This window comes from Pseudohoeflea suaedae (assembly GCF_004354915.1).
In the GTDB taxonomy this organism is placed as follows: Bacteria; Pseudomonadota; Alphaproteobacteria; order Rhizobiales; family Rhizobiaceae; genus Pseudohoeflea; species Pseudohoeflea suaedae.
In genome coordinates this window covers 1,451,611-1,464,756 of record NZ_SMSI01000001.1, presented here as the reverse complement: position 1 = coordinate 1,464,756, position 13,146 = coordinate 1,451,611, and the positions used below count along the sequence as shown (strand labels likewise).

The following is a 13,146-nucleotide window of genomic DNA, read 5'->3' as shown; positions in this document are numbered from 1 at the left end:
ATTTTTCCACTTTAGGTGGTATTTTCCCTCGGGGCTGAGCGCATGTGAGCGGGGGAGCGACATGGCGCGAGGGCATGCATTCGCGATCATGACTGCGAGCTGTACCGCTGCCGCGGCCTGTTCGGGTTGCGTGCCGAGCGGCACCGGCTGGGCAGCTCCCTATCTCGAGGATCAGAGCCCGAAGATCGCCGTTGTCATGCCGGCGCGCGCGCCGTCCATCTCGCAGGAATTCCGCTACAACGAGAATATCGCCGGCCATGAGGGCATCGACATCCTGGCGCCGGTCCGCACACCGGTGATCGCCGCGGCCGATGGGGTTGTGCGAAATTCGCTGTTTGAACCGATGTACGGCAACCGGCTTGTGATCGACCATGGAAGCGATGCCGCAGGGCGGCGGATCGTCACCGTCTACAAGCACCTCAAGGCACGGATAGCCAATCCGGGCTCACATGTGCAACGCGGAGAGACGATCGCCCTTTCGGGCAATACCGGCGCGCTTGCCGGCGGAATTCCGCATCTGCATTTCGAGGTTCACCGCCAGGCTCACTCGCAGAGCGCCGGAATGTCGCCGATAGACCCGCACCTGGTATGGGCGAACGGCGCGGGCCGGGTCAGCTGTTACACCCCCCACGCGCAAGAACAGCCGCAAAGTGACGCGCTGACCTATCCCCTCGCCTGCGGTCCGCTCAGAACCCCTTCTTGAGGGATCCGAGAATGCCGCGAACCAGCGCCCGGCCGATCTGGCTGGCGGCTGTGCGGGCAACCTGCTTGATAACGACCTCGGTCACCGTCTGGCGCTGATAGCCGGACCGTCTGCGGGTGGAGGATTTGCGGCGCCCGCGATCGTCGCGGTCGTCATCGTCATCGTCGCCGCCGAAGCCCGGCAGTGTCCAACGCCGGTTCTCGGGGATCTCCCTGTCCTGTTCCTCCTCCTTGCGACGGCGTTCTTCCTCTTCCTTCGCCGCCTCCTCTGCCCGCCTCGCCAGGATCTCGTAGGCACTCTCGCGATCGATATCCGTGTCGTACTGGCCGGCAACCGGCGAGACAGCCATCACCTTCTGCCGTTCGGCCTCGGCGATCGGACCCAGCCGCGACGCCGGCGGGCGGATCAGCGTGCGCTCGACCATGGAAGGTACGCCCTTGGATTCGAGTGTGGAGACCAGCGCCTCGCCAACGCCGAGCTGGGTGATAGCCTCGAAGCAGTCGAACTCGGGATTGGGGCGGAACGTCTCCGCCGCCACCTTCACCGCTTTCTGTTCGCGCGGCGTATAGGCGCGCAGCGCATGCTGGATGCGGTTGCCGAGCTGGGAGAGCACGGTTTCGGGCACGTCGAGCGGGTTCTGCGTGACGAAGAACACCCCCACGCCCTTGGAGCGGATGAGCCTGACCACCTGCTCGACGCGTTCGATCAGCGCCCGCGGCGCATTGTCGAACAGAAGGTGGGCTTCGTCGAAGAAGAACACGAGCCGCGGCTTGTCGGGATCGCCGACCTCGGGCAGTTCCTCGAAGAGTTCGGAGAGCAGCCAGAGAAGGAAAGTCGCATAGAGGCGCGGGTTCATCATCAGCTTGTCGGCTGCGAGAACGGAAATCGCGCCTCGTCCGTCATTGGTGGTGCGCATGATATCGGAGATCTTGAGCGCGGGCTCGCCGAAGAACTGCTCCGCGCCCTGCTGTTCCAGCACCAGCAGATCGCGCTGGATCGCAGCAACCGACTGCGGCGAGATGTTGCCGTAGACACGCGAGAGTTCGGCCGCATTTTCCGACATGTAGGTCAGCATCGAACGCAGATCCTTCATGTCGAGGATCGGCAGACCGCCATCATCGGCGATCTTGAAGGCGATGTTGATCACGCCTTCCTGCGCGTCAGTCGCATCCATCAGCCGCGACAGAAGAAGCGGACCCATTTCCGATACGGTCGTGCGGATGCGGTGGCCCTTCTCGCCGAACAGATCCCAGAAGATGACAGGGAATTCCTGCAGGTCGTAGGGATCGAGGCCGATGGCCTGAGCGCGCTTCTCCAGAAAATCCTTTCGCTCGCCCACCGCCGCGATCCCCGAGAGATCGCCCTTCACGTCGGCACAGAACACCGGCACGCCGGCATTGGAGAAACCTTCCGCGAGGATTTGCAGCGTGACCGTCTTTCCGGTGCCCGTCGCTCCGGTCACCAGCCCATGACGGTTGGCGTATTTGAGGTCTAGATACTCACCCTTGTTGATCGTGTCGTCCGGTTTGCGGCTCGTGCCGACATAGATCTTTCCGTCCTGGAGCATTCCAACCTCGTCCCTCGCTGCAAGCCGCGAACCTCTTCGGGCAAGTCCTCGATGAAAACTTATAGGCATGTTCCACCGCGCAAACAATGCTCGCCAGAGGTCTCGGGAAACGACCGTTGACCTGTCATGCAAGCCTCCTATGGTGGCATTGTGCGGTGCGAAAGCACCCTGACGGGAACCGGACAAGGAGCCTTGGTCATGAAAGTCGGAATCGTCGGGACCGGCATGGTCGGAAGTTCGGCGGCCTATGCGATGGCGCTTCTGGGCGTCGGCAACGAGATTGTGCTGGTCGATGCCAATCAGAAACTGGCGCTGGCCCAGGCCCAGGACATCGCGCACGCCACGCCCTATGCGACGACGACCTCCGTCCGCGCGGGCGGCTATGGCGACCTCGCGGATGCGAGTATTGTCATCATCGCGGCAGGCGTCAGCCAGAAGCCCGGCGAGGACCGGCTGGCCTTGCTCGAGCGCAATGTCGAGGTGTTCAGGAAGGTCATCGACGGCATCATGGAAGCAGCGCCCGGGGCCATCCTGCTGATTGCCTCGAACCCGGTCGACATCATGACCTTCGCGGCACAAAGACTGTCCGGACTTCCCGCAAGCAGGGTCATCGGCTCGGGCACGATCCTCGACACGGCTCGCTTCCGCAACCTGCTCGGCCGGCATCTGGAAATCGCGGCGCGATCCGTCCACGCCGACATTCTGGGCGAGCATGGCGACAGCGAAGTGGCGATCTGGTCGTGGGCAACCGCCGGATCGATGCCGATCATCGCGTTCGCGGAGGAAATCGGCAGACCGCTCGACGTCGAGACACGCAAGCGCATCGCGGTCGAGGTGCGGGATGCCGCCTATACCATCATCGAGGGCAAGGGCTCGACCTATTACGGCATCGGTGCGGGGCTGGCGCGCATCGTCCGCGCAATTCTCGCCAATGAGCGCGCGGTGCTCACAGTCTCGCAGGTCACGCCCGAGATAACCGGCGTGCCGGAGGTTGCCCTGTCACTTCCCCATATCGTGGGCGCCCAGGGCGTAGCCGCCGCGATCATGCCATCGCTCGACGATGACGAACGTGCCGCCCTCCAAAAAAGCGCGGAGCTCATCGGCAGCTATTGCGGCAATCTGTCATTGTGACGGACAGGGAACCAAGCTTAAATTCGACACGCGGCGCTTGCATCCAAACCTTACCTTGTCTAGGCGTTACGTAAACATTTTCGGGAGAAGGAGCCCATCCATGGAAGAACTCATCAAGCGCATCGAAGCAGCAACCGGTCTCGACGCCGAAACCGCGCAAAAGGCCGTCGGCGCCATCCTCAACTTCCTCAAATCCGAAGGCCCGGACGGCAAGGTCGCCGAAATGCTGGCCAAGATGCCCGGCGCTGACGTCTTCATGGAAATGGCGCAGGGCGAAGGCGGCGGCATGCTCGGCGGACTGATGGGCGGCGGCGTCATGGGCCTCGGCTCGAAGCTGATGGGCATGGGCCTCGACATGGGCCAGATTTCGTCGGTCGCCCGGGAAACCGTCGGCTTTGCCCGCGAAAACGGCGCTGGCGATGCGGTCGACGACATCATCAACTCGATCCCCGGCCTGAGCCAGTTCGTCTGATCGGCAATAGATCCAAAGCGAAAAGGCCCGGCGGTCGATCCACCGGGCCTTTTTTTTCGGCATGAGCACCCGCTGAAACATGCAGCGGCAATCTCGACGGACACGCATCGGTGATGCGCCTGTCCGTTGGTGACCTGTGGTGAGAGCGTCGTCGGACGGGCGGCTCCTGCGGAAGGCTCCCGCCTTGTTGCACTCCCGGGTACACCGCTTCCGTCCGACGCATATGACAATAATGCCGGCATGAAGCGGCGCTTTGACCTGCATCAAACGAGTCTGATTTTTCCATGCTGGCCGAGCAGGCTTGCCGAAATGCCCCTTACCGCCGACGCCGATGAAAGCGACCGGCCTTAACCTTTTTCATTCCTCTGCGGTTTATGTTGACCTGGTTTGTGCCCAGGACGTGTCATGACCAGTAACCGCGTATTTTCACGACGAAGCCTGATCGGCGGCGTCCTTGTCTCCAGCTGCGCCATGTCCGCCTCCCCCGGACGGGCAGCGAGCGGGCTTTTCACCGATATCGGCTTGCGCGGCGGGCATGACGCAGACCTCGCCGATCTCCTGCCCGACACCGCCGACGACCAGAGCCGCCGGCTGCAGGACGCAATCGACAGCTCCGCGAAGGCAGGCAGGATCCTGCGGCTGCCGCCCGGCAGTTTCCATTTTTCCAACCTCACGCTGCCTGACGGCACCCGCATGGCCGGCGTGCCCGGCGCGACCCGGCTCATCTACACAGGACAGGGCCATGGTCTGCTGGCGGAATCGGGGCGATCCGTGCGGCTTGCAGGACTGACCATCGACGGTGCCAATCAGCGGCTGGGCGAACATGTTCGCGGCCTCGTTCACCTCCGCCTCGTCGAACAGGTCTTTCTCGATGACGTGACGATCGCCGGCTCCTCACGCGACGGGCTGGTGGTGGAAGGCTGCGGCGGACGCGTCGAACGCTGCGACATCTCGGGGGCTGCCGATTCCGGCCTCTTCGCCGTCGAAAGCCGGGAGCTCGCGATCACCGGAAATTTCGTCCACGATTGCGGCAATGGCGGCATCCTCGTCCATCGCTGGACACAAGGCGCCGACGGCACCGTCGTTTCCGACAACAGGGTAACGCGGATTGCCGCGCGGCGCGGCGGCACCGGCCAGTTCGGCAACGGCATCAACCTGTTTCGCGCCGGCAACGTCACGGTCAGCGACAATCACGTAAGCGATTGCGCCTTTTCCGCCATTCGCGCGAATTCGGCCGACAATGTGCAGATCCTGTCGAACAAGGCGCTACGCTCCGGCGAGACCGCGCTCTACGCGGAATTCTCCTTCGAGGGGGCGCTGATTTCCGGCAATCTGGTCGATGGCGGGACAATGGGGATATCGGTTGCCAATTTTGCCTCCGGCGGACGGCTGGCCGTGATCTCGGGCAACATGATTCGCAACATGCGCGCCGACGGACCCTATAAGGCCGAAAACTCAGGATTCGGCATCGGGATCGCGGTGGAAGCCGATGCGACCGTGACGGGCAACACCATCGAAGGCGCCCCCAAATGGGGCATGATGGTGGGATGGGGTCCCTATCTGCGCGATGTGGCGATCACCGGCAACGTCATCCGCAACGCAGGCCTCGGCATCGCCGTGACTGTCGTCGATGGCGCCGGCAAGGCGCTGATCAACGACAACGTTTTCTCCCATACCCGCGGCGGCGCCGTCGTCGGCACGCGCTGGAACGATGCGGTCACGGGCGACATGGCCAAGACAGGCGCATCCGCCTGGCCGCATCTGACAGTGGAAGGCAATACCGTAAGCTAGGCCAGTTCGCCGGCGGGCTGCAAACCACCGACCATCATCTTGTTCCAGTTGGAAAGTTTCGGCCGCGCCATCTCCGCCAGTTTCGCGGACAGCTCGGCGTCGTCCGTCAGAAGCTTGGCGAGCACCGCGGCGATCATCACGTTGGCCGCGCGCTCAGCGCCGTCCTCGCACTTGAGCGCTATGCCGAGACCCAGTTCGGGGATCGCGCCGCAATACACGCCCTCGGCCCCCACCTTGACGAAGATCCGGCCCGGCGCGAGTTCCATCAATTCGGTGCATGCGCGCCCTGTTCCCGCGACATAGAACGGCTCGGCCATGCAGGCGCTCATCAGCATTTTTGCGGCCTTCGCGCGTTCCGCCCCCAGCCGAACGCCGGTCGCCATGCGGGCAAACCCGTGAGCGATGGATTTCAGCGGGACCGCATAGGTGGGGATCGAGCAGCCGTCGTAACCGCAGACATCGGTGCCGAGCGGCGCGCCGGTCAGATCCTCCATGACGTCGCGGATCCCCTCCTGAACGAAGTGGTCATATCCGGTGTAGCCGTGGTGGTCGACGCCCGCATGGCATGACACGCAGAGAAAGCCGGCATGCTTGCCGGAGCAGTTGTTGAAGAGCTGATCCGGCTTGTTGTGGTCGCGCACCTGCTCGATCATCACCTTCGGATAGAAGCTCCAGTGCGAACCGCATTCGAAATCGACTTCCGACAGCCCGGCGCGCGCGACCATGTCACCGGCGGCGGCGACGTGTTCCGGCTCGCCGGAATGGGAAGCGCAGGACATGGCGAGTTCCCGGTTGCCGAACCCGTAGGCCGCGGCGGCGCCGTTCTCGACCAAAGGCAGCGCCTGCATGGATTTGACCGCAGAGCGCGGATAGACCGGCAGCTCGATCTCGCCGAGCCCCATGACGAGATTGCCATCACCATCGACTACCGCGACCATCCCCCGATGGGCGCTTTCGACACGGTCCCCGCGGGTAACCTCGACAAGAACGGGATTCTGCATGGTTGAAGGCTCCATTATCTGAGGGGAGTTTCCATCGCAGAAAGGCGGTTCCTGCGCAAGAAATTCACCGCGCTTTCGTCCACCTCCGCAGCAACCGGCCGATCATGGGAGCCTGTTGGCACAGGAGGACATCCATGCGCATCGACACTCACAGGCTCATCGGCAATGACGGCGCACCGGTCACATTTCTCAAGGCAGCGCATTCGGGCGGACAGATCATCCCGCGCTTCGTGGTCATTCACTATACCGCCGGTGGCAGCGCGGAGGCCACGGCGCGTTACTTCGCCTCCGACGCGGCACGCGCATCGGCCCATTTTATCATCAGCCGGGACGGCGCCGTGATCCAGCAGGTGCCGACCGACAGTGCCGCCTGGCATGCCGGCAAGAGCTCCTGGCAGGGGCTTTCGGGGCTGAACGCCCATTCCATCGGGATCGAACTTGCCAATTGGGGCAAGCTGTCGCGCAGTCCGGGCGGGTACGCGAGCCATACCGGCACGCCGGTGCCCGCCTCCCGGGTGGTGCTTGCGGCGCACCGCAATGCGCCGGACCGGGAAGAGGCATGGGAACGCTTCGACGCGCCCCAGCTTGCTGCCGCGGCCGAAGTGGCCACTGCCCTTCTGACTGCCTACGGGCTGACTGAAGACGCGATCATCGGGCATGACGACATCGCCCCGGGACGCAAGATCGATCCCGGGCCCGCCTTCGACATGCGCGCCTTTCGCGGGGCGGTTGCCGGACGCGGCGAGGATGGCGAGCTTGCGCAAGACATCCGGGTGGTAACCGCGCCCGCCGGGCTGAACCTGCGCACTGGCCCCGGCATCGATTTCGCACCGGTCGCGCTCATGCCGGACGGCATGCGCGTGCGCGTGGTCGCGCCGGGCGCTCCCTGGGCTTTCGTCGCGGCGCGTGAACACGGCTATGACGGCCCGAGCGGCTATGCCCACACGGCCTGGCTGAGAGTGATATGAGAAGCCGGGTCAGTCAGGGCTCTCGGGAAGCATTTTGCTGAAACGCGCCAGGCTCCTGGCCGCATCCTCGGGCTCCATCGTCAGCGCGTCGCGCACGGCAGCGGCAATAAGAACGATCACCAGTCGGCAGAACCGGGTGCGTTCCTCCGCGTCTCCCTGCCCCGCCACGCGTTCAATGGCGTCGAAAAGGAGACCGGCCAGATATTTCCCGTCTTCAGCATCAAGCCTCTGAAGCATGCGGTCACCCTGCGTCGCTTCCCAGATGACAAGCATGACCGGATGACTGACGAACATGTCGTAATAGTCATGCGTAATCCGCTCCAACGCCACGCGCAACACGTCCGGGCGATCCAGTCTGGCCAGTTCATCCGCAACGCAACGATGACCGAGATGATTGTAACGCTCGGCAAGCGTTGCGATGACCGATGTCCGATCGGGGAAATACTGGTAGAGCGAACCGAAAGGCACGCCCGAACGCTCGGACAGATCGCTCATCTTGAAGCCCTCGGCCCCCTTCTCCATGAGAAGTTCTTCCGCGCAGGCGAGAATGAGATCGTATCGCACCTGGCTGCGCATTTGTTTAGGTCGCGGCCTCGCAAGAACCTGCGGCCCCTCCCCGTTCGCATCCTCGGTCTCTCGTTTCGCACTTTCCGAACCCGTCATGCACATCCCCAGATTTACGAGAATATCTCGTTTTCACTTGACTCCAGAAATACGAGAGTTTATCGCCTTTTGCAAATACGAGATGTTCTCGCATATTTGCTCAGAAGGAAATGCGCTATGATGACTGTGCTCTTATGGTTTGCAGCCCTCGGCACCGGCCTGATGGCAGGCGTGTATTTCACCTTCTCCGGCTTCGTGATGGCCTCGCTTGCCAGATTGCCGGATGACCGCGCGGCAGCAGCAGTGAACACGATCAATGACGTGATCTTGCGGTCGCCCTTCATGCCACTCTTCATCGGCACCACACTGGCAGCGGCTGTCATTGCCATTCTTGCGCTGTCGCGCTGGAACGAGCCCGGATCGGCCATTCTTGCCGGCGGTGGCGCTATTTATGTGGTCGGCATGTTCGGCGTGACTGCGACCTTCAACGTTCCGCTCAACAACCGGCTCATCACCGAAGCGGCAACGCTTTGGCCGGCTTATCTGGACACCTGGACCAACTGGAACCACGTACGCACATTCGCCTCGCTCCTCGCGGCCGCCGCCTTTACCTATGGCATCGCCGTCAGATGAGCGTTTCGTCCATGACGGGGCACGAGGAGCGGTCCCGACAGACCGCTCCTGTCCGCAGGTCGTGAGAAGCGGCTTCATTTTACCATCTGGACAAAACCCGACCCCGGGAGTCATGGTCCCAGCTCACCGGCGCGGCCGGTTCCTCACTATAGAACGTCCGTTTCCGGACCGGATCGCCCATGCTCCAGACCATCCTGACCTCCGTCCTCGGCCCGATGCTTTGGGGCACGTCCTATGTGAACTTCACGGAACTGCTGCCGGTCGATCATCCGTTCTTCGTCGGGGCGATCCGGGCGCTCGCCGGCGGGCTGATCCTGCTGGCGATCAATCCGCGCATGCCCCGGCCCGCCGTGATGGCCCGCTACGCGGTGCTCGGCACGCTCAACATGGCGCTGTTCTTCGCCCTTCTTTTCGTGGCCGCGGCACGCATGCCCGGCGGACTTGCCGCCACGCTCGGCGCCGTCCAGCCGCTTGTCGTCATCGCCCTGTCGTCGCTCCTCATCCGCCGCATGCCGCATCCGGTGCAACTTGCCGCCGGCGTTGCGGGCGTGATCGGCGTCGGCCTGCTCGTCCTGTCGCCGTCCGAGCACAAGCCGGATCTGATCGGCGTTCTCGCAGCTATCGGCGGCACCTGCTCGATGGCCGTCGGAACCGTGCTGATCGACCATTGGGGGCGCGACGGCAAGCCGCTCGAGATGGCGACGTGGCAGTTGATCCTGGGCGGGGCGATCCTGTTGCCGGTCGCGTGGATCAAGGAAGGCCTGCCGCCCGTCCCGGACGGCCCGGCGCTTGCCGGCTACGCCTGGCTGATCCTGCTCGGCACGGCCTTCGCCTATTATGTCTGGAACCGCGGCATCACCCGGCTGGGCCCGAGCGGCGCCTATCTGGCCCTCGCCAGCCCGGTCGTCGCAACGCTCATCGGCACGATCTGGATGAGCGAGATCTTCAGCATCTGGCAGTGGATCGGCATCGTGCTGGTTCTGGGCGCCATCATCGCCGGCGTCAGCGTCAAGCGGCGCGCGCCCGTCGATCCCAATCCGGTGCCGACTGCGGCGGCGGGGAAAGCCTAGCCTTCCGTCGTGATGCCAGCCGACAGGAATCCGCCATCGACGGCCAGCACATGGCCGTTGATGTAGCTGGCTTCCTCGGACAGGAGGAAGAGAATGGCATTCGCGACCTCGCCCACATTGCCGTAGCGGCGCATCGGGGTGCGCGACGTCCAGACCTTGCGATCGTCTGCCGTGTGCAGCGTGCGCACCATCGGACTGTCGATCGGCCCCGGCGCGATCACGTTGACGCGCACGCCATGGCCACCCCACTCATTGGCGAGCACCTGGCTCATCATCACGACGCCGGCCTTCGACGCGCCATAGGCCACGCGGCCCGCATTGGCGCGCAGCCCGGACACCGAAGCGATGTTGACGATCGAGAGCCGGTCATCCATCTGCTCGAGCGCGGCCTGGCACATGATGAAGGAACCGGTCAGGTTGACGTCGAGGATCTGGCGGAATGTCTCGACCGGGGTCTTCTCGGCGGGCATGTCGCGCGCGATCCCGGCGCAGTTGACGAGGCCTGTCAGCGGACCGAAGGCACCGGCGGCCTCTGCAAGCCGCTCGGCCACTTCGTCCTCATCGGTCACATCGCAGGTGAAGGCGGCGATATCCTCGCCCTCGAAACGATCCTCCATGCGCATGACCGCATCCCGGTCGGCATCGAGCACGGTGACCGCCACGCCCTCGTCGAGAAGCGCGACTGCGGTGGCCTCTCCTATCCCCGACGCTCCGCCGGTGATGACGACGTGACCGGAAACCGTCACCGAATCCGTTCCAGGATGGAAACGTAATTGGCGACTGCCGCACCCCCCATGTTGAAGATGCCGGCCAGCGTGGCGCCAGGGATCTGGATGCCGCCCGCCTCGCCCGTCAGCTGCATCGCAGAGAGCACATGCATGGATACGCCGGTGGCCCCGATCGGGTGCCCCTTGGCCTTGAGGCCGCCAGACGGATTGACCGGCAACCGGCCATCCTTCCCGGTTTCACCGGACATTGCCACATCCGCGCCCTGCCCGGGCCTGGCGAGCCCCATGGCCTCGTATTCGATCAGTTCGGCGATTGTGAAACAGTCATGGGTTTCGACCAGCGAAAGATCGTCGAGCGTGGTGCCAGAATTCGCAAATGCCCGTTTCCAGCCCTCCGCGCAGCCCTCGAAGGCGAGGATGTCGCGCTTCGACATGGGCAGGAAATCCTGCACGTGCTCTGCGGCGCGGAACAGGATCGCGCGCGGCGCGGTCATCGCGGCGGAAACGTCGGAAAGAACGACGGCGGCCGCTCCATCGGAGACGAGCGAGCAATCGGTGCGCTTGAGCGGGCCGGCGACGAACGGGTTCTTTTCGCTTTCGGTGCGGCAGAACTCGAAGCCGAAATCCTTGCGCATCTGGGCGTAGGGGTTTTCGACGCCGTTCCTGTGGTTCTTCGCCGCGATCGCCGCCAGCGCGTCGGACTTGTCGCCATAGCGCTGGAAATAGCTGTCGGCGATCTTGCCGAAGACCCCGGCGAAACCGGCGGGCGTCTCGCCATCCTCGGGCAGATAGGACGCCTTGAGAAGATTGAGGCCGATCTCCGGTCCGGGTGTGGTGGTCATCTGCTCCACCCCGACGACGAGCACGCGCCTTGCAGCCCCCGCCCTGATCGCCTTGATCCCCTGATGAACCGCGGCCGAGCCGGTGGCGCAGGCGTTCTCAACCCGTGTGGCCGGCTTGAAGCGAAAATCGTCATCGGCCTGGAGCACCAGACTTGCGGTGAAATCCTGAGCGGAGAAACCGGCATTGAAGTGCCCGAGATAGATCTCGTCGATATCGCCTGCCGCAAGACCCGCATGCTCCACCGCCTCGCGGGCAACGCGGGTGATGAGGCTTTCGACGGTCTCGTCCGGATGCTTGCCGAACGGCGTGTGGGCCCAACCGATGATACAGGCGGTCATGCAGAACTCCTCCATAGTCATGTGCGGGGAATGATGCGCCAAACAGATCGCTTGTAAAGGCCATTCCGGTTTATCCCGGCTTCGGGCTAGCTCCGCCCGGCCTGTCTTTCGCCGCCCAGCTCACCCGATTGTGATCCCGAAAATGCCTTTCCCCGCTGGGAAGACCATTCTTTTCCGGTAGACAGGGCGGCATGTGCATCCGTCGCCTCATTGTCTGCTGCCTCCTGTTCCTGGCGCTGGTTTCCGCCGGCCCCTTCGGCGCCTCGCTGTCGGGCCGGGATTCGGCAAACGCGCCCATCAGGGTTGCGACGTCCGATGCTGCGATGACGGCCAAGACGCGTGGTGTCCGGCACTGCCAGCGCGGTATCGCCGGGCTCGTGAGCTGCAGCATCGACAAGACGATTGTGCGGACCGAGTTCGGGCCGCGATCGGACGGCGCGGGAAACAAGCTCGACGTCTCCGAAGCACCGCTGCCTTCCGACCAGCACGTGTCCGAGCATTTCCGTCCGCCGCGCCTGTCCTGAGCCTGCACACGCGCGCGCGGCAGCGCGCCTTCGTCATTTCAGACCTCAGGACAATACCATGATCACCCGACGCATCTTCATGGGGGCCGCCGCCTCCGTCGCTCTTTCCGGCTGCACGACGGCCGGCACGAACGGAGGGATCGCCGTTCCCGCCGCTCCGAAACCGGCCATGCCGGATTATTACGGCCCGGTGCCCGACGAACTCTTTCCCATTCCGGCCGTCCCCGCCGGCGTGGTGCCCGAGCGCTACTGGCGGACCACGGTGGATAACCCCTATCCGCAATTCGCGCCCGGCACGGTGGTGGTCGATCCGGGCCGCTTCTATCTTCACCATATCGAGCGTGACGGCAGCGCCACGCGCTACGGCGTCGGCGTGGGCAAACAGGGTTTCTCCTGGGCCGGGAACGCCGTGGTTCAGTACAAGCGCAAATGGCCGCGCTGGAAGGCGCCCGACGACATGGTGGCACGCAATCCGGAACTCGCTCCGTATTCGGTCGCTGCCGGCGGAATGGATCCGGGGCTGATGAACCCGCTCGGCGCGCGGGCTCTCTATCTGTTCGAGAACGGCAAGGACACGCTCTACCGGCTGCACGGCAACCCGGAAGCCGATTCGATCGGCAAGGCCGTTTCCTCCGGCTGCATCCGGCTGCTGAACCAGGACGTGATCGATCTGCATGATCGCGTTCGCGACGGAAGCCGCGTGGTCGTGCTCAACGCGTCGATGCCCGACGGGCTCGCCTGACGGCAGGACAAATCCTGCGAAACCCGCTCGCG

General features: G+C 64.0%; 14 protein-coding genes. 9 read left to right on the top strand and 5 right to left on the bottom strand.

The window, feature by feature from the left end; all coding sequences use genetic code 11:
* The first annotated feature begins 61 nt into the window (after positions 1-61).
* Positions 62-703, top strand: a complete 642-nt coding sequence (locus E2A64_RS06845) for a M23 family metallopeptidase (protein ID WP_158285706.1) — start codon at positions 62-64, stop codon at positions 701-703.
* On the opposite strand, the gene E2A64_RS06840 is transcribed toward E2A64_RS06845, so the two are convergent.
* Positions 687-2,270, bottom strand: coding sequence for a helicase HerA-like C-terminal domain-containing protein (locus tag E2A64_RS06840; RefSeq protein WP_133283639.1), 1,584 nt, complete (start codon positions 2,268-2,270; stop codon positions 687-689). The genes E2A64_RS06845 and E2A64_RS06840 overlap by 17 nt on opposite strands.
* A gap of 198 nt (positions 2,271-2,468) precedes the next feature.
* On the opposite strand from E2A64_RS06840, the gene E2A64_RS06835 reads away from it, so the two are divergent.
* The 3 genes from E2A64_RS06835 to E2A64_RS06825 all read left to right on the top strand — a co-directional run bounded on the left by E2A64_RS06835 (position 2,469) and on the right by E2A64_RS06825 (position 5,664).
* On the top strand, positions 2,469-3,401 hold the full coding sequence (locus E2A64_RS06835) for an L-lactate dehydrogenase (protein ID WP_133283638.1): 933 nt from the start codon (positions 2,469-2,471) through the stop codon (positions 3,399-3,401).
* 100 nt (positions 3,402-3,501) lie between these two features.
* The gene (locus tag E2A64_RS06830) at positions 3,502-3,873 is read left to right on the top strand and encodes a DUF2267 domain-containing protein (protein WP_133283637.1); all 372 of its coding nucleotides are present in this window, start codon (positions 3,502-3,504) and stop codon (positions 3,871-3,873) included.
* Positions 3,874-4,278: 405 nt separating this feature from the next.
* A complete protein-coding gene (locus E2A64_RS06825) occupies positions 4,279-5,664 on the top strand; it encodes a TIGR03808 family TAT-translocated repetitive protein (protein WP_133283636.1) in 1,386 nt (461 codons plus the stop codon).
* Here E2A64_RS06825 and E2A64_RS06820 read toward each other — a convergent pair.
* A complete protein-coding gene (locus tag E2A64_RS06820; protein WP_133283635.1) occupies positions 5,661-6,665 on the bottom strand; it encodes an asparaginase in 1,005 nt (334 codons plus the stop codon). The two genes, E2A64_RS06825 and E2A64_RS06820, sit on opposite strands and share 4 nt — an antisense overlap.
* 134 nt (positions 6,666-6,799) lie before the next feature.
* Between E2A64_RS06820 and E2A64_RS06815 the strand changes: the two genes are divergently transcribed.
* Positions 6,800-7,633 carry an N-acetylmuramoyl-L-alanine amidase gene (locus E2A64_RS06815; protein WP_158285705.1) on the top strand — a complete coding sequence of 278 codons (834 nt, stop codon included), beginning with the start codon at positions 6,800-6,802 and terminating at the stop codon, positions 7,631-7,633.
* Positions 7,634-7,642: 9 nt separating this feature from the next.
* On the opposite strand, the gene E2A64_RS06810 is transcribed toward E2A64_RS06815, so the two are convergent.
* Positions 7,643-8,209 (bottom strand): TetR/AcrR family transcriptional regulator, encoded by a 567-nt coding sequence (locus tag E2A64_RS06810; RefSeq protein WP_244598168.1) that lies wholly within the window; start codon positions 8,207-8,209, stop codon positions 7,643-7,645.
* Between the two features lie 207 nt (positions 8,210-8,416).
* Here E2A64_RS06810 and E2A64_RS06805 point away from each other — a divergent pair, with 207 nt between their 5' ends.
* Together E2A64_RS06805 and E2A64_RS06800 are read left to right on the top strand one after the other, a co-directional pair.
* Positions 8,417-8,869: an anthrone oxygenase family protein gene (locus E2A64_RS06805; protein ID WP_428977453.1), complete on the top strand. Its 453-nt coding sequence runs from the start codon at positions 8,417-8,419 to the stop codon at positions 8,867-8,869.
* Between the two features lie 179 nt (positions 8,870-9,048).
* Entirely contained in the window at positions 9,049-9,939 is an 891-nt protein-coding gene (locus E2A64_RS06800) for an EamA family transporter (protein ID WP_133283631.1), read from the top strand.
* Here the strand turns inward: E2A64_RS06800 and E2A64_RS06795 are convergent.
* A complete protein-coding gene (locus E2A64_RS06795) occupies positions 9,936-10,685 on the bottom strand; it encodes an SDR family NAD(P)-dependent oxidoreductase (RefSeq protein WP_133283630.1) in 750 nt (249 codons plus the stop codon). The two genes, E2A64_RS06800 and E2A64_RS06795, sit on opposite strands and share 4 nt — an antisense overlap.
* Positions 10,682-11,848, bottom strand: a complete 1,167-nt coding sequence (locus E2A64_RS06790) for an acetyl-CoA acetyltransferase (protein WP_133283629.1) — start codon at positions 11,846-11,848, stop codon at positions 10,682-10,684. Before E2A64_RS06790 ends, E2A64_RS06795 begins: the two co-directional genes overlap by 4 nt.
* A 191-nt stretch (positions 11,849-12,039) precedes the next feature.
* Between E2A64_RS06790 and E2A64_RS06785 the strand changes: the two genes are divergently transcribed.
* Together E2A64_RS06785 and E2A64_RS06780 are read left to right on the top strand one after the other, a co-directional pair.
* Positions 12,040-12,372, top strand: a complete 333-nt coding sequence (locus tag E2A64_RS06785) for a hypothetical protein (RefSeq protein WP_133283628.1) — start codon at positions 12,040-12,042, stop codon at positions 12,370-12,372.
* 58 nt (positions 12,373-12,430) lie between these two features.
* The gene (locus E2A64_RS06780) at positions 12,431-13,114 is read left to right on the top strand and encodes a L,D-transpeptidase (protein WP_133283627.1); all 684 of its coding nucleotides are present in this window, start codon (positions 12,431-12,433) and stop codon (positions 13,112-13,114) included.
* The last annotated feature ends 32 nt before the right edge of the window (positions 13,115-13,146 follow it).